The organism is Kitasatospora sp. NPDC001132, from assembly GCF_053598415.1.
The window spans coordinates 269,511-290,748 of record NZ_JBSFKF010000004.1 but is presented as its reverse complement, the minus strand read 5'-3'; the positions used below and the strand labels follow the sequence as shown (position 1 = coordinate 290,748).

The window sequence follows — 21,238 nt, the reverse complement described above, 5'->3', positions numbered from 1 at the left end:
TCGACCCCGGCGAGGGGGTTCGTCGGTACCGCGGGCTCACCTGGCCGTCGGCTCGTACGGCCGGTGGGTGCCCATGGTGCCGTGGGGAGGCCGGGGGCTGCCGAGCCGTGCAGCCGCCGGGCCTGCTCCCGTCAGACTCGATTTCCTCCTTCTGCTCCTCCTCCGTGCCTCACCCTCCTCCGTTCCTCACCCCGGCGGCAGCGGCTGCCACAGGCAACCGCAGTCCGGGTGTCCGCGAAGCCGCAGGCGCCGTGGCATGCCGTCCCGGGCCGACACCTCGCACCAGCCGTCCACGCTCGGCGGTCGGCCGCCGTCCAGGAACACCTGGATGTGCAGTGCAGCCAGTCCGGCGACCGCCGTCGCCAGTGCCGTGTCGCAGGCCGGTGTCCGGGCTCGGCCGGGGCCTTCGTCGGCCAGCTGGGCCAGCACCCGCGGCCAGGCCGCGTCCTCGTCCTCCCGCCGCAGCACCAGGCAGTGCCCGCAGGCCGACATCCCGGGGATCACCAGCGGCCCGATGACGCCGAACTCCTCGACCACGCCCACGTAGAGGTGCGGCACCCCGGCCCGCAGCAGCAGTCGGGCCTCGTACGTCCCGCCCGCGAAGGCGGCGCTGCCGTCCCGGGGCGCGAGGACCACGAAGTCCGGGGGCGGGTCCCCGGGCCGCCGCCGGGGCACCGGCACCGGGGCCCGGCCCGCGGCGCGCTGCACCGCCTCCCGGGCCGCCGTCGCGCGCAGCCGTCCGACGTCCCCGGGCGGCAGCCCGGCGGGGGAGCAGTCGCCGGGCTTGACCCGGCCGCCGTCCGCGACGGTGACCGTGCCCGTGCCGCCCGCGGCGAGCACCGCCGCCACAGCGGCGCCGACCCGGCCCGCGCCGCGCACCTCGATCCGTGCGTCGGCCCGGCGGCCCAGGACCGCCGGTGCGGCGCCCGGGCCGGAGTGGACCAGGGAGAGCGAGGCGAGGTCAGGCCCGAGCAGATCCCGCTGCTGCTGGGGGAAACGGGCCAGTGCGCGGTCGCCCGCCTCCGCGTCGTCGAGCAGACCGGTCTCCTCCAGGTCGACGAGCAGGGCGTCGGCCGGTTCGCGGCCGAGCCCGATGCGTTCGCCCTCGTTCAGGAGCTCCGGTCGGTCGCGCGTCCCGTCGAGCAGCGCGAGGAAGTCGCAGAGGGTCTTGTCGGCGTTGCCGAGCACCCCGGCGAACCGGGTGACGGTGCCGAACTGCAGGGTCTCCGAGTCCCGCCAGCTGCGGGACAGCGCGGGTTTGAGGGCGAGGCGCACGGCGGTCTCCCAATCGATCGTTTCCGGACGGCTGACCGCAGCTTGCCCCATCGCGTGGATGTCGTGCGGAAGGTTATCCACAGGTCCGCGCGTATGATCGGGCCATCCGTTCGCATGCCCTGTGGATAACGTGGCATCCGCCCCGGGGTCGGTTTCCGGACACCCGCCGTCGACTTTTCGTTCGCGATCGCTCCATGAAAGATTCCGGCCAGGGCAGCGGACTTCTGTCAGGGGTACCGGGTAACGTCGTGTGCCATGGCAGCCGAGCGGGACTCCCATCCACCGGCGTCGCGTCGGCGTGCCCGTGCAGCGTCCGGGTCGCAGGTCGCGGGGCCGAACACGCGCGGACGCCCGGACCAGCGGCAGCAGCCGAGGCCGGGCCCGTCGCAGCCGCCGCCCGCCGGCGCCGCGGCCCCCGAGGCGCAGGACCGCAGCCGGGTCGAGGTGCGCCGCAGCGCCCGCCGCAGCCGTACCGTCTCCGCCTACCGCGAGGGCGACCGCACCGTCGTGCTGATCCCGGCCCGGATGTCGCACGCCGAGGAGCAGCGCTGGGTCGCGCAGATGCTGGAGAAGCTCGCCGCCCAGGAGTCCCGGCGGATTCCCGGGGACGAGGGCCTGATGGCCAGGGCCCGTGAGCTGTCGGCCTCCTACCTGGGTGATCGGGCCCGCCCCAGCCAGGTCCGCTGGGTCACCAACCAGAATTCCCGCTGGGGTTCCTGCACCCCGAGTGAGGGGACGATCCGCCTTTCGCACCGTCTCCAGGGCATGCCGGAGTACGTGCTGGACTACGTGCTGCTGCACGAGCTGGCGCACCTGCTGGTGCCGGACCACGGCCCGGCGTTCTGGGCCCTGTTGGAGTCCTATCCGCGGACCGAGCGGGCCCGCGGCTATCTGGAGGGTGTGGTCTCCGCCGCCCGGCTGCCGCACATCCCGGGTGCTCGGCACGCGGCCCCGAACCCGACCGGGCCGGATCCGGCGGCGTCCTCCTGCGGCTGAGGGCGAGCGGGGGCGGGGCGGGCCAGGTCGGGACGGCGTGGGTCGGGCCGGGCCAGGCTGGGACGGGGCGGTGCGGCAGGAGCCGTGGGCCCCGTCGGGTCCGACCGGAGGAGCGATGGAAGGGGGCGCGGGCCAATAGGCTCCGCGCCCCCTTCGGGTGTCACGCCTCAGCCGGTCAGCTGCCGTGCCCGGGCGACCAGGTCGCGCACCGAGTGGTCGGTGAGCTCCGGCAGCCGGTCGTAGTCGAACCAGCGCAGGTCCAGCGATTCCTCGCTGATCAGCGCCTGAGCGCCGGCCGGGGCCAGCGCGATGTACTGGACGTCCAGGTGGGTGTTCTCCGGTCGGTCCTTGCCGGTGCAGCGCACCAGGTGCCGGTCCAGCTTCGCCGGCACCGGGGCGCCGTCGCTCTCCAGCAGCACCAGGTCGGGGATGCCGGACTCCTCGACGGCCTCGCGCAGCGCGGCCGAGGCGAGGTCGCGGTCGCCGGGCTCGCAGTGCCCGCCCATCTGGAGCCACATGCCGACCTTGGGGTGCAGCGTGAGCAGCACCCGCCCGGCGGCCGGGTCGACGACCGCCGCGCTCGCGGTGATGTGCGCGGGCAGGCAGGAGCGGTACAGGCCGTCGGGCCGCGCCGCGAGGTGCTCCAGGTAGTCGAGCCGCAGCCGCTCCTGGTCCTGGTCGGCGGGCCGCCACCCGGTCAGCGTGCGGACGGCGTCCGCGTGCAGGGTGGCGGCGGGCGTCTCGGTGTCCGTCATGCGGTGGGCTCGCCCTTTCCGTCGGTGCCGTCCTCGTCGGTCTTCGGCTGCTCGTCCTTCTTGGTGAGGTCGGGCTTGCCGGCCGCGGCCTCACCGAGCAGCCTGTGGAGCGCGTCGAAGTCGATGCCGCCCTCCAGGTCGTCGGCGGAGTCCCGGTGCACGAAGGCGTCCGGGTCGTCCAGGTCGGCGGCGGTGGGCAGCATGTCCGGGTGCTCCCAGAGCGCGTCGCGGCCCTCGACGCCGCGGGCGTCGGCGAGCAGCGCCCAGAGCCGGGAGGCGTCGCGCAGCCGGCGCGGGCGCAGCTCCAGGCCGACCAGGGTGGCGAAGGTCTGCTCGGCGGGCCCGCCGGCGGCGCGGCGGCGGCGGACGGTCTCGCGCAGCGCGCCGGACTGCGGCAGGTGCGGTTCGGCGGCGGCGTGCACGACGGCGTCGACCCAGCCCTCGACGAGCGCGAGCGCGGTCTCCAGGCGGGCGAGCGCGGCCTTCTGCTCGGGGGTGTCCTCGGGCTGGAGCAGGCCGCCGGCCAGGGCCTCCTGGAGCGCTTCCGGGTTGCTCGGGTCGAGCTGGCCGACCAGTTCCTCCATCCGGGAGGTGTCCACCTTGATGCCGCGGGCGTAGGCCTCGACGGCGCCCAGCAGGTGGGCGCGCAGCCACGGCACGTGGGCGAAGAGCCGCTGGTGGGCGGCCTCGCGCAGGGCGAGGTAGAGCCGGACCTCGTCGGCGGGCACGTTCAGGCCCTCGCCGAACTCGGCGACGTTCTGGGGCAGCAGCGCGGCCTTGCCGGCCGGGGCGAGCGGCAGGCCGACGTCGGCGGAGCCGACCACCTCGCCGGCGAGCGCGCCGAGCGCCTGGCCGATCTGGGTGCCGAACATGGCGCCGCCCATCGAGCGCATCACGCCCATCAGGGGGCCGGCCATGGCCTGCATCTCCTCGGGCAGGACGCCGCCCATGGCGTTGCCGACGCGCTCGGCGACCGGATCCACCAGGTCCTTCCAGACCGGGAGGGTGGCCTCGATCCACTCGGCGCGGCTCCAGGCGACGGCGGTGCCGGCGCCGGAGGGGAACTCGGTGGAGCCGTCGAGCCACAGGTCGGCCAGGCGGATGGCCTCGGCGACGGCGGAGCGTTCGGCGTCGCTGACCGAGCGGTCCTTGCTCTTGCCCTCGGCGGGCTCGGCGACCACGGTCTGGCGGGCGATGTTCTTGGCGAGGTCCCAGTTCACCGGGCCGCCCTCGAACGAGAGCATCTGGCCGAGCTGCTGGAAGGCGGCGCCGAGGTCGCCCGGGTTCATGCCGCCGAACATCGCGGCGAAGGGGTTGTCGGCTCCGGCGCCGCCGGGGCCGCCCGGGGTGCCGGGCAGGCCGAACATCGCGCCGAAGGGGTTGCCGCCACCGAAGCCGAACGGCTGCGGGCCGCTGCCGGACTGCTCCTGGTCCTTCTTCTTCTGCGCGTCGTCGGGCTTGGCCTTGCCGTCCTCGGGCTCCTCGGGCGGAACGCCGAATCCGAAGGGAAGGTCGCTCACGGGGTCCTCGATCCGGTCGGCCGTCATGCGGGTGTGGCGGAAAAGTCTGCGCCCGGGGCGGCGGCGGAGTGGGGGACTCGGGGGCGGCTCCCGCGCGGCAGGCCCGCGCCGGGTGCACCGCCGGGCCTTCGCCTCGGGCAGGATGGACGTACGTGACACACGTCCGTACGCACATAAAGCTAACCGTGGAGGATGGCCGGTGAGTTCCCCGCCCTCGGACGTTCGCTCTGGGCTGACCGGAGGAGAGGACGCGTCGGACACCACGGCGTCGCCGCCCCCAGCCTACGGCGGTCGGCTGTTGACCGTGGCGGTCACGGGTGCCGCGGGGGTGCTGGGCGAGCGGGTCGCCGCCCGGCTGGTGGCCTCTCCGCACGTGCGGAAGGTCCTCGCGGTGGACGACCGTCGGGGCGACGTGCCGGGCGTGCAGTGGCGGGTGCTCGACGTGCGGGACCCGGCGGTGGCCGAACGGCTGGCCGGGGTCGACGTGGTGGTGCACCTGGCGATGGACTTCGGCATGGAGTCCGACGCCCGGGCCCGCAGCGCCTACAACGTGCGCGGAGCGCAGACGGTGCTGACCGCGGCCGCGGCCGCCGGCGTGCACCGGGTGGTGCTGTGCACCTCGGCGATGGTCTACGGTGCGCTGGCCGACAACGAGGTGCCGCTGGCGGAGGATTCCGAGCTGCGGGCGACCGAGGAGGCCTCGCTGGTCGGGGACCTGCTGGAGATCGAGCGGCTGGCCCGCCGGGCGCCGCGCGCCCACCCGGGCCTCCAGGTGACGGTGCTGCGCCCGGCCGTGGTGGTGGGCCCCGGCGTGGACACCGTGCTGACCCGGCACTTCGAGGCGCCCCGGCTGCTGGTGGTGGCCGGGTCCCGGCCGTGCTGGCAGTTCTGTCACGTGGACGACCTGGCGGCGGCGCTGGAGTACGCGGTGCTGGGCCTGGTCGAGGGCGAGGTGACGGTCGGCTGTGACGGCTGGCTGGAGCAGGAGGACGTGGAGCGGCTGTCCGGGATCCGGCGGATGGAGCTGCCGGCCTCGCTGGCGCTCGGTACGGCGGCGCGGCTGCACCGGCTGGGCCTGACCCCGGCCCCGGCCGGGGACCTGGCGTACACGATGTACCCGTGGGTGGTGTCCGGCAGTCGGCTGCACGAGGCGGGCTGGCGCCCGGCGCACACCAACGAGCAGGTGCTGGCCGAACTGCTGGAGCAGGTGTCCGGCAAGCACGCGGTGGCGGGGCGCCGGCTGGGCGGCAAGGAGGCGGCGACCAGCCTGGGGGCGGCCGGGGCGACGGTGGCGCTGGTCGGTACGGCGGCGCTGGTGCGCCGGGCCCGCAGGCGGCGGCGGTTCTGACCGGCCGGTGACGGGTCCGCGGGCGGCGGTTCCGACCGGGCGGTGCCGACGGGGCGGGTCGGGTCTGCGGGCGGCGCCGGACGGGGGCTTCTCGCGATGCGAAATCCCCGCCTCGTGATGCGGAAGGGTGGCTTGCCCCGTCCCGTGCCGGATGGGGAATCATGGGGCCATGTCCGAGAACCACGACCCCATCCGCCTGCTCGCCATCCGCGACACCCCGCTCTCGCTGGACGAGGTGTACGAGGCGGTCGGTGACGACGCGGCGGGCGGCACCACCGTCTTCGTCGGGACGGTCCGGGACCACGACGGCGGCAAGTCGGTCTCCGCACTGGAGTACAGCTGCCACCCCACCGCCGAGCGGGAGATGCGCCGGATCGCCGAGAAGGTGGCCGCGGACTTCCCGGTCCGGGCGCTCGCCGCGGTCCACCGGGTGGGCCGGCTGGAGATCACCGACAAGGCCGTGATCGTCGCCGTCTCCTGCGCCCACCGCGGCGAGGCCTTCGCCGCCGCCCGCCGACTGATCGACGACCTCAAGCACGAGGTGCCGATCTGGAAGCACCAGGTCTTCTCCGACGGCGAGGAGGAGTGGGTCGGCGCGGGCGGCTGCTGAGGACGGCTCCGGGGCCGACGGAACCGACCGGCATACCTCGCGGAACCGACCGGCATACCTCGCGGAACCGGTCTGCGCACCCCGCGGAACCGGCCTGCACGCTCCGCGGAACCGACCGGCACACCTCGCGCGTCCGACGGGTGAGGCGCGCCGGGATGTCACTCCAACGGGCTCGTGACGGCGCTCCGAATACTCCCCGGAAGTGAGCCGATCGGCCGTCCCGTAACCCGGACGGCGCCGGCCGCGTTGTCCGCCGGAGTGGTTAATCTGCTCATAGACACGACGAGCTGGGAGTACTGGTATGAGTGCGCTCGCCTGGCTGATCATTCCGGGTGTCGCCGGCGTCGCCGCCGGCCTCTGGGCACTGTGGGCCCAGAGGGAACCGCGGGCCGCCGGGGACCCGGCCTCACTCGCCGAACACCAGCGCTTCATGGCCGCCATGGAGCGCACCACCGCGGGCACCGCGGCCCCGAGGGAGGGCTCCGGCAGGTAGCCCGGCGGGCGCCTGTTCACGCCCGTCCCGTACTGTCGAGGCATGCCACGCCGCTCCGCGACGATGCTCGCTGCCACCCTGCTGCTCATAGCGCTGCTCTGCGTCTCGGTGCTGATGAAGGTTCCGTACACGGAGATGAGCCCGGGGCCGACGTACAACACGCTCGGCAACCAGGGCGGCAAGCCGGTGATCAGCATCAGCGGGCACGACTCGTACCCGACGACGGGCAACCTCAACATGACCACGGTGCAGGTCACCGGGGCCAAGTACGAGCCCAGCCTGGTCAACGCGGTGGTCGGCTGGCTGCGGGACGACGTGCTGATGGTGCCGCACGACAACGTCTACCCCAAGGGGCAGTCGGACGCGGAGGCCAAGAAGCAGAACGCCGAGGAGTTCGCCTCCTCCGAGGACAGCGCCCGGACCGCGGCGCTCAAGCAGCTGGGCATCCCGGTCGGCAGCGAGCTGATCGTGAAGTCGGTCACCGCGGGCGCCCCGGCCGAGGGGCGGCTGCACGCGGGTGACCAGATCGTGGCCGTGGACGGCACCCCGGTCGGCTCGGTCGAGCAGGTGGTCGCGGCCGTCACCAAGCACAAGCCGGGCGAGTCGGCGGTCTTCACCGTCGTGCCGCGGGTCAAGGACGGCAACGGCGCCGCCGCCGCGGGCGGGAAGACCGACGTCACGGTGCCGACCGCACGGGCCAAGGACCTCGACCCGCAGGCCCCGGCCGAGCGGGCGGAGCTCGCGGTGGTGGGCATCGGCACCGGGATCCGGCACACCTACCCGTTCCAGATCGACATCGGCCTGCAGGACGTCGGCGGCCCGAGCGCGGGCCTGATGTTCTCGCTCGGCATCATCGACAAGCTCACCCCGGGCGGCGACCTCACCGGCGGCAAGTTCGTGGCCGGCACCGGCACCATCGACGACGACGGCAAGGTCGGCCCGATCGGCGGCATCTCGATGAAGCTGATCGCCGCCCGGGACGCCGGGGCCCAGTACTTCTTCACCCCGTCCTCGAACTGCGCCGAGGCGAGCAAGAACGTCCCGTCCGGGCTGACCCTGATCAAGGCGGACACGCTGGACGGCGCGCTGAAGTCGCTGGAGCAGGTCCGCTCCGGACAGACCTCCGCGCTGCCGTCCTGCACCGCCAAGTAGCCGCCGGGGCGACCGCCGGGCCACGGAACGGCTGGCCAAGTAGCCTCCGGGCCACGGAACGGCCGGCCAAGTAGCCGCCGGCGGCCCCGGGAGGCCGCCGCCGGGAAGGCGTCAGGCGAAGGTCGCCAGCAGCGCGTCGGTCAGGCCGGGCACCAGGTCGGGGCCGGTCAGCACCTCGCGGGCGACGTCCTTGGAGCGCAGCCGCAGGGCGATCTCCTTCTTGCCGTCGCGGAGCACCGCGGCGGTGATCCGCACCTCCTCGCGGTTGGGGTGGTTGGCCACCCACTCGGCGAGCTGGGCGTCGCTGGCGCCCCGCGGGCGGGACTGCTCGGCGCCCGGGGGCAGCATCAGGCGCTCGACGACCAGGGCGCAGCCGGCCACGGAGTCGGGCCAGGCGATGGTGCCGAGGAACTTGTCGAGCTCCATGCCGGCGGGCAGCTCGTCCTGCTCGATCGGGGTGAGGCCGGCCTCGTCGCCCTCGGCGAGGCCGAGCTGCTTGGCGATCTTCGGGTTGGCCTTGCGCAGGGCGGCGCTGTCCACCAGGGCGAAGAGTCGGGCCGGGAGGTCCCAGCCGAGGGTGGCGGCGTACTCGTCGATCTCCAGCGCGGCCCGGGTCAGCGGGGTGGCGGCGGGGAGCTTGGAGACGTCGTCGGGGGAGTTGTTCAGATCAGACGCGTCGGACATGCCTCAATCCTCACACGCCGGGCGGGGCGCGCCCGCCGGGCGGGTGGCTGTCGTAACCGTCTGCTAACGGTGGGAACTCGGCCAAAGCCTGGTTAAGTTTCTCTGACGACCGACCCCATTCAGACGACACAGCCGAGGTGCCACCGTGGTCTTCCAGATGCCCGAACGCTCAGGGCCGGGTTTCCGGCGAAGGGTAGGCCCGCCCTCCCGGCGGGCGCGGGTGGCCCTGCTGACCCTGGGCGTGCTCGCGGTGCTCTTCCTGTTGTTCGTCATGTTCGCGGGCTTCTGGACGGACTGGCTGTGGTTCAGGTCGGTCCGCTTCTCCTCGGTGTTCACCACCCAGCTGTGGACGAAGGTCGGGCTGTTCGGGGTCTTCGGCCTGTTGATGGCGGTGATCGTCGGCTTCAACATCTGGCTGGCGCACCGGTTGCGGCCGCCGCTGTCGGCGATGTCGGTGGAGCAGCAGAGCCTGGACCGCTACCGGTCCGGCCTGGCGCCGTTCAAGCGCTGGGCGCTGATCGGCGTCTCGCTGGTGATCGGCCTGGTGGCCGGTGCCGCGGCCTCGGGGCAGTGGCGGACCTGGCTGATGTGGACGAACGCGACCTCCTTCGGTGAGAAGGACGCCCAGTTCGGCATGGACGTCTCGTTCTACGCGTTCGACCTGCCGTTCTACGAGTTCGTGCTGGGCTTCGCGTTCAGCGCGGTGATCGTCTCGCTGCTGACGTCGGCGATGGTGCACTACCTGTACGGCGGGCTGCGGCTGCAGGGTCCGGGCCGCCGGGCGAGTGTGGGGGCGCAGGGGCACCTGGCGGTGCTGCTGGGCGTGTTCGTGCTGCTGAAGGCGGTCGCGTACTGGCTGGACCGGTACGCGCTGGCGGTGAAGACCGGCTCGTACAAGGGCGTCTCGGGGTGGACCGGCCTGCGGTACGTCGACGCCAACGCGTTCCTGCCGGCCAAGACCATCCTGTTCTTCGTCGCGATCATCTGCGCGGTGCTGTTCTTCCTGACGCCGATCCGCCGCACCTGGGCCCCGGCCCTGATCGGCCTGGGGCTGATGGTGCTGTCGGCGGTGCTGATCGGCGGGCTGTACCCGGCGATCGTGCAGCAGTTCCAGGTCAAGCCGAACGAGCAGGCCAAGGAGACGCCGTACATCCAGAAGAACATCGACGCGACGCGTCAGGCGTACGGGATCGCGGACGCGCAGACCATTCCGTACACGCCGCAGGGCACGACCACCGCGGACGCGCTCAAGCCGGACGCCCGGACCATCTCGGACATCCGGCTGCTGGACCCGAACGTCGTCTCGCCGGCGTTCCAGTCGCTGGAGCAGCAGCGCAACTACTACGCCTTCCCGAACACGCTGGACGTGGACCGGTACGGCAGCGGGCAGGACAAGCAGGACAGTGTGATCGGCCTGCGTGAGCTGGACCTCAACGGCGTGCAGCGCAACTGGATCAACGACCACTTCAAGTACACCCACGGCTACGGCGCGGTGGTGGCCAAGGGCAACCAGGTCGACGACAAGGGCCAGCCGGTGTTCACCGAGTCGGGTCTGCCGGCCACCGGCACGCTGGGCGACTACCAGCAGCGGATCTACTACGGCGAGAAGACCACCACGTACTCGATCGTCGGCGGCTCCAACAAGGAGATCGACTACACCGACACCAAGACGGGCCAGAACGCGGAGACCACGTACCAGGGCGACAGCGGGGTCTCGCTGGACAACCCGCTGACCCGTGCCGCCTACGCGGTGCGCTTCGCGGAGCCGCAGATCCTCTACGCGGGGGCGATCACCGACGGCGCCAAGGTGATCTACAACCGGACGCCGAAGGAGCGGGTGGAGAAGGTCGCGCCGTGGCTGTCGATCGACGCCGACCCGTACCCGGTGGTGCAGGACGGCCGGATCCTGTGGGTCCTGGACGGCTACACCACCTCGGACGGCTTCCCGTTCTCCTCGAAGACGACGCTGGGCACCGCCACCAAGGACTCGCTGACCAACCAGCGCGGTGAGCTGCTGACAGCCGCCAACCAGGTCAACTACATCCGCAACTCGGTCAAGGCCACGGTGGACGCCTACACCGGCGAGGTGAAGCTCTACCAGTGGGACGACAAGGACCCGGTGCTGAAGACCTGGATGAAGGCCTTCCCCGGCACCGTCGAGCCGAAGGCGGACATCCCGCAGACGCTGGTGCCGCACCTGCGCTACCCGCAGGACATGTTCAAGGTGCAGCGCGACCTGCTCGGCCAGTACCACGTCACCGACGCCAACTCGTTCTTCAACGGCAGTGACATCTGGCAGACCCCGGTGGACCCGACCAGCGACACCAAGCAGGTCCAGCCGCCGTACTACGTGACGGTGCGGATGCCGGACACCAACGCCGCGAGCTTCTCGCTGACCAGTACCTTCGTGCCCAACCAGCGGCCCAACCTGGCGGCGTTCATGGCCGTCAACGCGGACCCGGGGGACGACTACGGGAAGATCCGCATCCTGAAGATGACGGGCGAGAGCGGCGCCCCCGGTCCCGGCCTGGTGCAGTCGAAGTTCAACTCCCGCCAGGAGGTGGCCTCGCAGATCACGCTGCTGAAGAGCGGCGGTGACTCCGAGCTGGAGTACGGCAACCTGCTGACCCTGCCGGTCGGCGGCGGGCTGCTCAACATCGAGCCGGTGTACGTGCGCGGACGCGGTGCCAAGTACCCGACGATGCAGAAGGTCCTGGCGGTGTACGGGGACGACAACGTGGCGTTCGAGGACACCCTGGAGGCCGCGCTGAAGAAGGTGTTCGGCGGGGCGCCCCCGGCGACCACCCCGACCGTGCCGTCCACGCCCGGTACCGGGACCGCGCCGACCACGCCGACCACGCCGGCGCCGGGCGGGACGATCTCGCCGGAGCTCCAGAAGGCGCTCACGGACGCGGAGAAGGCGTACGGCGACAGCCAGACGGCGTTCAAGAACGGCGACTGGGTGGCGTACGGCAACGCCCAGAAGGCGCTCGGCGACGCCCTGAAGGCCGCCGAGGCGGCGCGCGGCGCCGGCGCCGCGCCGGCTCCGGGTGGCGCTCCCGCCCCCGGTGCCACCGGCGCCGGATCGCCCGCTCCGCAGCCGTAGGCCGCTGAGCTGCGGCAACCGTTTTCCGTTCCACCCCGCGTCCGTGCTAGGGTTCAATCACCGACGCGGGGTGGAGCAGCTCGGTAGCTCGCTGGGCTCATAACCCAGAGGTCGCAGGTTCAAATCCTGTCCCCGCTACAAAGGCCAGAGGCCCGGAGGATACTTCCTCCGGGCCTCTGGTGTTTTCCGTGCCGTTCTCGCCCCGGAAGCGGCAGGAACCGCTCCGGTACTATCGACCGTCGCCAAGGACGACGGCAGCGGGGTTTGTGGGGTTGAAGTGTCGGGAAATCGACAAAGCGCCGAAGCAATTCCGTCGGCTTCGGGTCGGCCCCGCCGGAATTCGGCCGGGGCAGGTGTACGCGGGTACTGGGTGATGCGACGATGGGACACATGGGGGACGGTGCACGGCCGCTGACCGGCCGTCGGGTCCGGCGCCTCTCCTGGGAGTCCCCCCGGCCGCGCGCCGGGGCACGATGCCGCGACACTCTGGGGGAGCGGGAGTCGGCATGAGGCTGATCGGCAAGTCAGGCGCCAGGTCCTCGGCGGCCGCCGAGGCGGACACCGACGCCTGGGCGGAGAGCGCCGAGGCCACCGCCAACCACCCCGGAGCCCTGCCCGCCCAGCGCACCAGCGGACTGTCCGAACGCCCCCCGGCCCCGGGCTACGGGCCGGACAGCCTGGTCCACGTGTCGACCCGTCAGTTCGCCGCCGCCGTCGGCGCGTACGGGGAGGACTCCGGCGGGAAGTCGGCCGCCGGCGCCGCGCTCGACCCGGCGGGCCTCGACTCGACCAGCTTCGAGACCGCCCTGGCCGCCCGCGAGTCCGCCGCCCTGGAGGCCCGCCACCGGCAGGCCGCCGACGGCGGCGACCCGGACGCCGCCTGCCGGCTCGGCACCCTGCTGCTGCGCCGCGGGGAGCTGGAGGAGGCCGAGCCGTACCTGCGCGCCGCCGCGGCCGCCGGGGTGCGCGCCGCCGCCAACAACCTCGGCGTGCTGCTGCACCAGCAGGGCCACCGGGCCGAGGCCGGCCAGTGGTGGCGCCACGCCGCCGTGGCCGGCAGCGCGCCGGCCGCGCACGCGCTCGGGCTGCAACTGCGCGACCAGGGCGAGGAGGAGGCCGCCGAGTACTGGCTGCACTTCGCCGCCGACCACGGCCACCCGCTGGGCGCGTACGCGCTGGGCGACCTGATGGAGCACCGGCGGGACGTGCGCGCCGAACGCTGGTTCAAGGTCTCCGCCGACGCCGGGCACCGGGAGGCCTCCTACCGGCTGGCCCGGATGCGCGAGGCCGCCGGGGACAAGGAGACCGCCGAGACCTGGTACCGCACCGCCGCCGCCCGCAGCCACGCCCGCGCCGCGCTGCGCCTGGGCGTGCTGCTGGAGGAACGCGCCCGCACCGACCGGTCGCTGCTGGACGAGGCGGCCCGCTGGTACCGGCAGGCCGCGCAGAACGGGGAGTCGCGCGCGGCGTGCGCGCTGGGCTTCCTGCTGCGCGACTCCGGGGACCTGGCGGCCGCCGCCGAGTGGTGGCAGGAGGCCGCCGAGGCCGGGGACGGCAATGCCGCCAACGCGCTGGGCGCGCTGCACGCGAGCCGCGGCGAGGCCGCCGAGGCCGAGCGCTGGTACCGCGTCGCGCTGGACGCCGGCGACCAGAACGGCGCCTTCAACCTCGGCCTGCTCTGCGCCGGCACCGGCCGCGAGCAGCAGGCCGAGCAGTGGTACCGCCGGGCCGCGTACGCCGGGCACCGGGAGGCCTGCAACGCGCTGGCCGTGGTGCTGCTGCAGCGCGGCGACGAGTCCGGCGCCCAGCCCTGGTTCTCCAAGGCGGCCGAGGCCGGCAGCGTGGACGGCGCGTTCAACCTCGGGGTGCTGCACGCCGGGCGCGGCGAGCAGCAGCAGGCCCACGAGTGGTACGCGCGGGCCGCGGCCGAGGGGCACGGCGAGGCGGCGCTGCAGCTCGCGGTCGTCCAGGAGCAGCGCGGCAACCTGGCCGGGGCGCTGGAGCGCTACCGGCAGGCGGCGGCGGGCGGTTCGGCCGAGGGCGCGTTCCGGCTGGCCTCGCTGCTGGACCGGCGCGGGGACGCGGACGCCGAGGCCGAGCACTGGTACGCGCTGGCGGCCGACGCCGGGCACCGCCGGTCGCAGGTGCGGATGGGTGTGCGGGCGGCGGAGCGCGGGGCGCTGGAGATCGCCGAGAGCTGGTACCGGCGGGCCGCCGAGGCGGGCAGCCGCAGTGCCGCGTTCAACCTGGGGCTGCTGCTGGCCCGCCAGGACAGCGAGGCCGAGGCGATGCTCTGGTACACCCGGGCCGCGGACGCCGGGCACGGTCGGGCGGCGCTGCGTCTGGCGCTGCTGGCGCTGCGGCGCGGGGAGCCGGTGCAGGCGGAGAACTGGTGCCGGCGGGCGATCGACTCCGGGCCGGCCGAGGTGGCCGAGCGGGCCGGGCGGCTGCTGGGCGCGCTCGACGCGGAGTTGAGCGCGTAGCGGCCGGTCGTGCCAAGTCCCGGGCTGGTGGCGGGAGTTCGGCCGGATCCGGCGGTTCGCTCAGGGGCGGGAGTCCGATCAGGGCCGGCAGTCGGGGCACAGGCCGCGGTAGGTGACCTCGGCGGCGGTGACGGCGAAGCCGAAGCGCTCGGTGGTGGGGAGGGCGGCGAGCGGGTCGCCCTGGGGGTGGACGTCGCGGATCGCGCCGCAGCCCGAGCAGACCAGGTGCTGGTGGGCGCGGTGCGCGTTGGGGTCGTAGCGCTTGGCGCGGCCGTCGGTGGCGACCTCCATGACCTCGCCGAGGGCGACGAGTTCGCCGAGCGTGTTGTAGACGGTGGCGCGGCTGATCTCCGGCAGCCGGGCCGTCGCGCGGGCGTGTACCTCGTCCGCGGTGAGGTGGACGTGCTCGCCGTCCAGGACCTCGGCCACGACCCGGCGTTGCGAGGTCAGCCGCCAGCCTCTTCCGCGCAGTCTCTCCAGCAGGTCGCTCATGTCATCCAGAGTAGGTCAAGCTCTGAGATTGGTTCCAGTGTTGACTTGGACAAAGTCCAAGTTAGGATCGTGCCATTACGACCGGACATCGCGGAGGCACACCCATGACGACCCAGGACGAGCTGCGCCCGACCCTGACCACGGAGGCGGGTGCCCCCGTCGCCGACAACCAGAACACCGAGACGGCCGGCACCGGCGGCCCGGCGCTCATCCAGGACCAGCAGCTGTTCGAGAAGCTCGCCCACTTCAACCGCGAGCGGATCCCGGAGCGCGTGGTGCACGCCCGCGGTGCCGGCGCGTACGGCACCTTCACCGTGACCGCCGACGTGACGCCCTGGACCCGGGCGGCCTTCCTGTCCGAGGTCGGCAAGCAGACCGAGGTCTTCCTGCGCTTCTCCACCGTGGCCGGCAACCTCGGCGCGGCCGACGCGGTGCGCGACCCGCGCGGCTTCGCGGTGAAGTTCTACACCGAGGACGGCAACTACGACCTCGTCGGCAACAACACCCCGGTCTTCTTCATCAAGGACGCCCTGAAGTTCCCCGACTTCATCCACACCCAGAAGCGGGACCCGTACACCGGCTCCCAGGAGGCGGACAACGTCTGGGACTTCTGGGGCCTGTCGCCCGAGGCCACCCACCAGGTGACCTGGCTCTTCGGCGACCGCGGCATCCCCGCCTCGTACCGGCACATGAACGGCTACGGCTCGCACACCTACCAGTGGCAGAACGAGGCGGGCGAGCACTTCTGGGTCAAGTACCACTTCAAGACCGACCAGGGCATCCGCAACCTCACCCAGGACGAGGCCAACACCCTCGCCGGCCAGGACCCGGACAGCCACCAGCGCGACCTGCGCGAGTCGATCGAGCGCGGCGAGTTCCCCAGCTGGACGGTGCAGGTCCAGATCATGCCGGCGGCCGACGCGGCGAACTACCGCTTCAACCCCTTCGACCTCACCAAGGTCTGGCCGCACGCCGACTACCCGCCGATCGAGATCGGCAAGCTGGAACTCAACCGCAACCCCGACAACATCTTCGCCGAGGTCGAGCAGTCGATCTTCTCCCCGGCGCACTTCGTGCCCGGCATCGGCCCGTCCCCGGACAAGATGCTCCAGGGCCGCCTGTTCGCGTACGCCGACGCCCACCGCTACCGGGTCGGCATCAACGCCGACCACCTGCCGGTGAACCGCCCGCACGCCACCGAGGCCCGCACCAACAGCCGGGACGGCTACCTGTACGACGGCCGCCACGGCCGGCAGAAGAACTACGAGCCGAACAGCTTCGGCGGCCCGGTGGAGACCGGCCGCCCGCTGTGGGCCGCGACCGCCGTCGACGGCTCCACCGGCACCCACGCCGCGCCCTCGCACGCCGAGGACAACGACTTCGTGCAGGCCGGCGACCTGTACCGGCTGCTCTCCGAGGAGGAGAAGCAGCGCCTGATCGGCAACCTGTCGGGCTTCATCGCCAAGGTCTCCGCCGACCGCGAGGACATCGTGGAGCGCGCGGTCGACAACTTCCGCAAGGCCGACGCCGACTTCGGGCAGCGGCTGGACGCGGCGGTCCGGGAGCTGCGCAAGCAGTAGGCGCCGGGCCTGGCACGACGGCGGCCCCCTGACCGGCTCCCACCGGTCAGGGGGCCGCGACCGTCTCTCGGGCGCTCGGGCCTCCGAAGCCCCGTCCGCTCAGACGCTCAGCCGGCGCAGGGCCTCCTCGTGCAGCAGCCCGTTGGAGGCGACGGCGTCGGCGCCGCCGGGGCCGGGGACGCCGTCCAGGCCGGTGAAACGGCCGCCGGCCTCCTCGACGATGATGCAGTTGGCCGCCATGTCCCACAGCGACAGCTCGGGCTCGGCGGCAATGTCCACGGCGCCCTCGGCGACCATCATGTACGACCAGAAGTCGCCGTACGCGCGGGTGCGCCAGCAGGCACGGGTGAGGTCCAGGAACGGGTCCAGGCGGCCGCGCTCCTCCCAGCCGGTGAGCGAGGAGTACGAGAAGGACGCGTCCTCGATCCGGGAGACGCCGGAGACGTGCAGCCGGGAGGCCTTGGCCAGGCCGCGGCCGCCGAACGCGCCCAGGCCCTTGGCCGCCCACCAGCGGCGCTGCAGCGCCGGGGCCGAGACGATGCCGACCACCGGGCGCTCGACGCCGTCCGGGCCGTCCTCCAGCAGGGCGATCAGGGTCGCCCAGACCGGGACGCCGCGGATGTAGTTCTTGGTGCCGTCGATCGGGTCGATCACCCAGCGGCGCGGGCCCGAGCCCTGCAGGCCGAACTCCTCGCCGAGGACGGCGTCGCGCGGCCGGGCGCGCTGGAGCACGCTGCGCACCAGCTCCTCGGCGGCCTTGTCGGCGTCGCTCACCGGGGTGAGGTCGGGCTTGGTCTCGATCTTCAGATCGAGGGCGCGGAAGCGCTCCAGGGTGACCGAGTCGGCCGAGTCGGCGAGGACATGGGCGAGTCGGAGATCGTCGTGGTAGTCGGCCATGCCGGAAACCCTAGCCGGTCGGTGCGCCGCGGTGCCCGTGCCCGGTCTCAGTGAGCCGTGCCGCTGAGCTGGAGGCCGATGACGCCGGCGATCACCAGGGAGATCGAGACCAGCTTGAGCACCGAGGTGCTCTCGCCGAGGAAGAGCATGCCGTAGATCGCGGTGCCGGCCGCGCCGATGCCCGTCCACACCGCGTAGGCGGGGCCCACCGGCAGGGTCTTCAGCGAGAGGGTGAGCAGGCCGAAGCTGCCGAGGGCGAACACGCAGAAGCTGATGGTGGGCCAGAGCTTGGTGAAACCCTCGCTGAGCTTGAGGTTGACCGCGAAGCCGGTCTCCAGCAGGCCGGCCAGGACCACCAGGGCCCATGCCATCGGGTGCCCTCCCTGTCGATCGACGGTCGGACCGTGGATAGCCCGACTTTCCTATGATCGCCAGGAGGGACCGCTCCGACACCTCGAACGGGCCACCAACCCCGGGGAGAATGGGCCACCAACCCCGGGGAAGAGCGGAGCAGGGCCCGACTCAGTCGGCCTCGCCCTCCTTGCTGGCCAGCAGCCGGCGCAGCGAGTAGAGCCGGGCGGCCTCCGCGTGGCCGTCCGCGACCCAGGCGTCCAGCGCGCAGTCCGGCTCGTCGTGGCTGCACGCGCGCGGGCAGTCGACGGTGCCGGGCTCCAGGTCGGGGAAGGCGTGGATGACCCGGGACGGGTCGATGTGCGAGAGTCCGAAGGAGCGGAAGCCGGGGGTGTCGATCACCCAGCCGGGGTTCAGGGCCTTCTTCGAACCCGGCTTGGCGCCGGCCGGCGGGGGCAGCCGCAGCGCCAGGGCGGAGACGGTGGTGTGCCGGCCGCGGCCGGTGACCGCGTTGACGTGCCCGGTCTGCCGCCGGCGGTCCGGGACGAGCGCGTTGACCAGGGTGGTCTTGCCGACGCCGGAGTGGCCGATGAACACCGTGGACAGCCCGCGCAGGTGCTCGCGGACGGCCTCGGCGCCGGTGGTCTCCAGCTCGTCGCGGCGGGTGACCACGTACTTGATGCCGAGCGGGGCGTAGGAGTCCAGCAGCGTCGCGGCCGGGGCGAGGTCGGACTTGGTGAGCACCAGCAGCGGCTCCATGCCCGCGTCGTAGGCCGCCACCAGGCAGCGGTCGATCAGTCGCGGGCGCGGCTCCGGGTCGGCCAGCGCGGTGACGATGGCCAGCTGCTCGGCGTTGGCGACCACGATCCGCTCGTACGGGTCGTCGTCGTCCGCGGTGCGGCGCAGCACCGAGCTGCGCTCCTCGACCCGGACGATCCGGGCGAGGGTGTCGGCGTCCCCGGAGAGGTCGCCGACCAGGTTGACCACGTCGCCGACGACGACGCCCTTGCGGCCCAGCTCGCGGGCCTTCATGGCGACGACCTGGCGCTCCTGCTTCGTGCCCGGGTCGACCAGGCAGGTGATCCGACCGCGGTCGACGGTCAGCACCATCGCCCCGGCGGCGTCCTCGTGTTTGGGCCGGATCCTGGTCCGCGGCCGGGATCCCCGGCGGGCGGGGCGGTTGCGGATGTCGTCCTCGTCGGCGTCCTTGCCGTAGCGGCGCATGTGCTCAGTCTCCGCTCAGGCGCCCGCCGCCGCTTCGCCGAGCAGCTCGGCCCACATCGCCGGGAAGTCGGGGAGGGTCTTGGCGGTGGTGGCGACGTTCTCGACCTCCACGCCGGGCACGGCGAGGCCGAGCACGGCGGCGGCGGTGGCGAGGCGGTGGTCCTCGTAGGTGTGGAAGATGCCGCCCCGCAGCGGGCGGGGGCGGATCCGCAGGCCGTCCTCGGTCTCGGTGACGTCGCCGCCCAGGTCGTTGATCTCCTTGGCGAGCGCGGCGAGCCGGTCGGTCTCGTGCAGGCGCAGGTGGGCGATGCCGTACAGGTGCGACTCGGAGTCGGCGAGCGCGGCGACGGCGGCGATCACCGGGGTGAGCTCGCCGACGTCGTGCAGGTCGGCCTCGATGCCGTGGATCCGGCCGGTGCCGGTGAACTGGAGGCCCTCGTCGGTGAACTCGCAGGCGCCGCCCATCCGGGTGTAGATCTCGCGCAGCTGGTCGCCGGGCTGGGTGGTGTGCCTGGGCCAGTCCCGCACGGTGACCCGGCCGCCGGTGACCAGGGCGGCGGCGAAGAACGGCGCGGCGTTGGAGAGGTCCGGCTCGACCACCAGGTCGCGGCCGATCAGGGCGCCGGGGGTGACCCGCCAGACGTCCTTCTCGCCGCCGTCCTCGGGGGCGTCGACCTGGGCGCCGGCCAGCCGCAGCATCTCCACGGTCATCCGGATGTGCGGCAGCGACGGGACCGGGCCGCCGACGTGGCGGACCTCGATGCCGTGGTTGTAGCGGGCGCCGGAGAGCAGCAGGGCGGAGACGAACTGGGACGAGGAGGAGGCGTCCAGTTCGACCGGGCCGCCGTCCAGCGAGCCGGTGCCGTGCACGGTGAGCGGGAAGGCGCCGCGGCCGCCGTCGTCGATCCGGGCGCCGAGCGCGCGCAGGGCGTCGATCACGCCGTGCTGGGGGCGCTCGTAGCAGCGCGGGTCGCCGTCGAAGTGCACCGGGCCGTCGGCGAGGACGGCGAGCGGGGGCAGGAAGCGCATGACGGTGCCGGCGTTGCCGACGTCGACCGAGGCGGGGCCGAGCAGGGCGGGGGCGGGGATGACCCGCCAGGCCTCGCCGCCGCCGGTGCCGCCGGAGTCGTTGTTGACCTTCTCCTCGATGGTGACCCCGAGGGCGCGCAGGCCGTCGGCCATCAGCTGGGAGTCGCGGCTGCGCAGCGGGCGGCGCACCCAGCCCGGTCCGTCGGCGAGTGCCGCCAGCACCAGGGCCCGGTTGGTGACCGACTTGGAGCCGGGGATGGTGACGGTGGCGTCGACGGGGCTGGTCGCGACGGGGGCGGGCCACAGGGTCTCGGTCATGGGGCAAGTCTAGGGCTCGTCTTGTGGACCCTTGCCGGAACAGTCCTGGCGGCGGTCGGACGGCGGGGCGCCTGCCGGAGACGGCGGGGCGCCTACTGGAGACGGCGGGGCGCCTACTGGAGGGGCTGAAGCAGCCAGGCGGTGCCGAGGGCGAGGCAGGCGAGGGCGACGAGCAGGAAGACGGTGACCCAGGCGAGGGCGGGGACGTGGGTGAGCCGGGCGAGCTGGTCGGCGTCGGAGTCGCGGGCCCAGCCGATCCGGCGCTGGTGCTGGAGCTCCAGGACGGGGCGGACGGCGCCGAACAGCAGGAACCAGCAGCCGAGGTAGGCGAAGCCGGCCTGGACCTCGGCGCTGCCGAACCAGGAGACCAGGAAGAAGGCGCCGCCGGCGACGAGCACGCTGAGGAAGCCGAAGGCGTTGCGGATGCGCAGGAGCAGGGCGAGCAGCAGCAGGATCGCCAGCCAGAGCAGCAGGGTGATCCGGTCGGCGGCGAGCAGGGCGGCGCAGCCGAGGCCGAGCAGGGCGGGGGCGGTGTAGCCGGCGGCGGCGGTGAGGACCATGCCGGGGCCGGTGGGGCGGCCGTAGGAGAGGGTGAGTCCGGAGGTGTCCGAGTGTAGTCGGATGCCGGCCAGTTTGCGGCGGGTGGCGACGGCGGCCAGGCCGTGGCCGCCCTCGTGGGCGATGGTCACGGCGTTGCGGGCGACGTGCCACAGGGGGCGGGCCAGGACGGTGAGCAGGGCGGCGGCGCCGGTGGCCAGGACGAGCCAGCCGGGCGGGGCGGTCTGGGTGCCGGTCACCTGGGTCCACAGGTCGCCGAGGGTCCGGTCGTTCGCGTTCATCGGTGTCTCTCCGCCTCCGTCCGTCGCACTGGGCCGTCGCGTTGGGCCGTTCGGGGCAGCCTCCCATGTGGGGACGGTTGGGAGGG

Annotated in this window: 18 protein-coding genes and 1 tRNA gene; 9 read left to right on the top strand and 10 right to left on the bottom strand. The window is 73.3% G+C overall.

Translation table 11 applies throughout. The features are described from left to right. Nucleotides 1–186: 186 nt before the first annotated feature. Nucleotides 187–1,275, bottom strand: coding sequence for a TOMM precursor leader peptide-binding protein (locus ACWDBE_RS08210; RefSeq protein WP_449807527.1), 1,089 nt, complete (start codon nucleotides 1,273–1,275; stop codon nucleotides 187–189). A gap of 255 nt (nucleotides 1,276–1,530) precedes the next feature. Between ACWDBE_RS08210 and ACWDBE_RS08205 the strand changes: the two genes are divergently transcribed. Further along, nucleotides 1,531–2,271, top strand: a complete 741-nt coding sequence (locus tag ACWDBE_RS08205) for a M48 metallopeptidase family protein (RefSeq protein WP_449790035.1) — start codon at nucleotides 1,531–1,533, stop codon at nucleotides 2,269–2,271. 167 nt (nucleotides 2,272–2,438) lie between these two features. Here the strand turns inward: ACWDBE_RS08205 and ACWDBE_RS08200 are convergent, their stop codons facing one another. Together ACWDBE_RS08200 and ACWDBE_RS08195 are read right to left on the bottom strand one after the other, a co-directional pair. Next, nucleotides 2,439–3,026 carry an NUDIX hydrolase gene (locus tag ACWDBE_RS08200; RefSeq protein ID WP_392873385.1) on the bottom strand — a complete coding sequence of 196 codons (588 nt, stop codon included), beginning with the start codon at nucleotides 3,024–3,026 and terminating at the stop codon, nucleotides 2,439–2,441. Further along, nucleotides 3,023–4,546, bottom strand: a complete 1,524-nt coding sequence (locus tag ACWDBE_RS08195) for a zinc-dependent metalloprotease (RefSeq protein WP_449790034.1) — start codon at nucleotides 4,544–4,546, stop codon at nucleotides 3,023–3,025. Before ACWDBE_RS08195 ends, ACWDBE_RS08200 begins: the two co-directional genes overlap by 4 nt. 199 nt (nucleotides 4,547–4,745) lie before the next feature. On the opposite strand from ACWDBE_RS08195, the gene ACWDBE_RS08190 reads away from it, so the two are divergent. The 4 genes from ACWDBE_RS08190 to ACWDBE_RS08175 all read left to right on the top strand — a co-directional run bounded on the left by ACWDBE_RS08190 (nucleotide 4,746) and on the right by ACWDBE_RS08175 (nucleotide 8,149). After that, nucleotides 4,746–5,894: an NAD-dependent epimerase/dehydratase family protein gene (locus tag ACWDBE_RS08190; RefSeq protein ID WP_392873379.1), complete on the top strand. Its 1,149-nt coding sequence runs from the start codon at nucleotides 4,746–4,748 to the stop codon at nucleotides 5,892–5,894. 169 nt (nucleotides 5,895–6,063) lie between these two features. Next, nucleotides 6,064–6,504, top strand: a complete 441-nt coding sequence (locus ACWDBE_RS08185) for a molybdenum cofactor biosynthesis protein MoaE (RefSeq protein WP_392873376.1) — start codon at nucleotides 6,064–6,066, stop codon at nucleotides 6,502–6,504. Between the two features lie 301 nt (nucleotides 6,505–6,805). After that, entirely contained in the window at nucleotides 6,806–6,997 is a 192-nt protein-coding gene (locus ACWDBE_RS08180) for a hypothetical protein (RefSeq protein ID WP_449790033.1), read from the top strand. A 42-nt stretch (nucleotides 6,998–7,039) separates the two neighbouring features. Next, entirely contained in the window at nucleotides 7,040–8,149 is a 1,110-nt protein-coding gene (locus ACWDBE_RS08175; RefSeq protein ID WP_449807526.1) for a YlbL family protein, read from the top strand. 111 nt (nucleotides 8,150–8,260) lie between these two features. On the opposite strand, the gene ACWDBE_RS08170 is transcribed toward ACWDBE_RS08175, so the two are convergent. Continuing rightward, complete coding sequence (locus ACWDBE_RS08170; protein ID WP_449790031.1) at nucleotides 8,261–8,833, bottom strand: PPA1309 family protein; 573 nt, start codon at nucleotides 8,831–8,833, stop codon at nucleotides 8,261–8,263. Between the two features lie 157 nt (nucleotides 8,834–8,990). On the opposite strand from ACWDBE_RS08170, the gene ACWDBE_RS08165 reads away from it, so the two are divergent. From ACWDBE_RS08165 to ACWDBE_RS08155, 3 genes are all read left to right on the top strand, one after another. Next, nucleotides 8,991–11,939, top strand: a complete 2,949-nt coding sequence (locus ACWDBE_RS08165; RefSeq protein ID WP_449807556.1) for a UPF0182 family membrane protein — start codon at nucleotides 8,991–8,993, stop codon at nucleotides 11,937–11,939. A gap of 64 nt (nucleotides 11,940–12,003) precedes the next feature. Further along, nucleotides 12,004–12,077: transfer RNA gene (locus ACWDBE_RS08160), tRNA-Met, on the top strand. Between the two features lie 368 nt (nucleotides 12,078–12,445). Continuing rightward, a complete protein-coding gene (locus tag ACWDBE_RS08155; protein WP_449790030.1) occupies nucleotides 12,446–14,422 on the top strand; it encodes a tetratricopeptide repeat protein in 1,977 nt (658 codons plus the stop codon). 78 nt (nucleotides 14,423–14,500) lie between these two features. On the opposite strand, the gene ACWDBE_RS08150 is transcribed toward ACWDBE_RS08155, so the two are convergent. Further along, nucleotides 14,501–14,914, bottom strand: coding sequence for a Fur family transcriptional regulator (locus ACWDBE_RS08150; protein WP_449807525.1), 414 nt, complete (start codon nucleotides 14,912–14,914; stop codon nucleotides 14,501–14,503). 104 nt (nucleotides 14,915–15,018) lie between these two features. On the opposite strand from ACWDBE_RS08150, the gene ACWDBE_RS08145 reads away from it, so the two are divergent. Beyond that, nucleotides 15,019–16,494 carry a catalase gene (locus ACWDBE_RS08145; RefSeq protein WP_449807524.1) on the top strand — a complete coding sequence of 492 codons (1,476 nt, stop codon included), beginning with the start codon at nucleotides 15,019–15,021 and terminating at the stop codon, nucleotides 16,492–16,494. Between the two features lie 99 nt (nucleotides 16,495–16,593). Here the strand turns inward: ACWDBE_RS08145 and hisN are convergent, their stop codons facing one another. The 5 genes from hisN to ACWDBE_RS08120 form a co-directional block, all read right to left on the bottom strand. Further along, on the bottom strand, nucleotides 16,594–17,391 hold the full coding sequence (gene hisN / locus ACWDBE_RS08140; RefSeq protein WP_449790027.1) for a histidinol-phosphatase: 798 nt from the start codon (nucleotides 17,389–17,391) through the stop codon (nucleotides 16,594–16,596). Between the two features lie 47 nt (nucleotides 17,392–17,438). After that, entirely contained in the window at nucleotides 17,439–17,762 is a 324-nt protein-coding gene (locus ACWDBE_RS08135) for a DMT family transporter (protein WP_449790026.1), read from the bottom strand. A gap of 151 nt (nucleotides 17,763–17,913) precedes the next feature. Further along, entirely contained in the window at nucleotides 17,914–18,966 is a 1,053-nt protein-coding gene (gene rsgA / locus ACWDBE_RS08130; protein ID WP_449790025.1) for a ribosome small subunit-dependent GTPase A, read from the bottom strand. Nucleotides 18,967–18,981: 15 nt separating this feature from the next. Next, nucleotides 18,982–20,313, bottom strand: a complete 1,332-nt coding sequence (aroA, locus tag ACWDBE_RS08125; RefSeq protein ID WP_392873350.1) for a 3-phosphoshikimate 1-carboxyvinyltransferase — start codon at nucleotides 20,311–20,313, stop codon at nucleotides 18,982–18,984. A 113-nt stretch (nucleotides 20,314–20,426) separates the two neighbouring features. Next, nucleotides 20,427–21,152 carry a M50 family metallopeptidase gene (locus ACWDBE_RS08120; RefSeq protein WP_449790024.1) on the bottom strand — a complete coding sequence of 242 codons (726 nt, stop codon included), beginning with the start codon at nucleotides 21,150–21,152 and terminating at the stop codon, nucleotides 20,427–20,429. Nucleotides 21,153–21,238 lie beyond the last annotated feature (86 nt).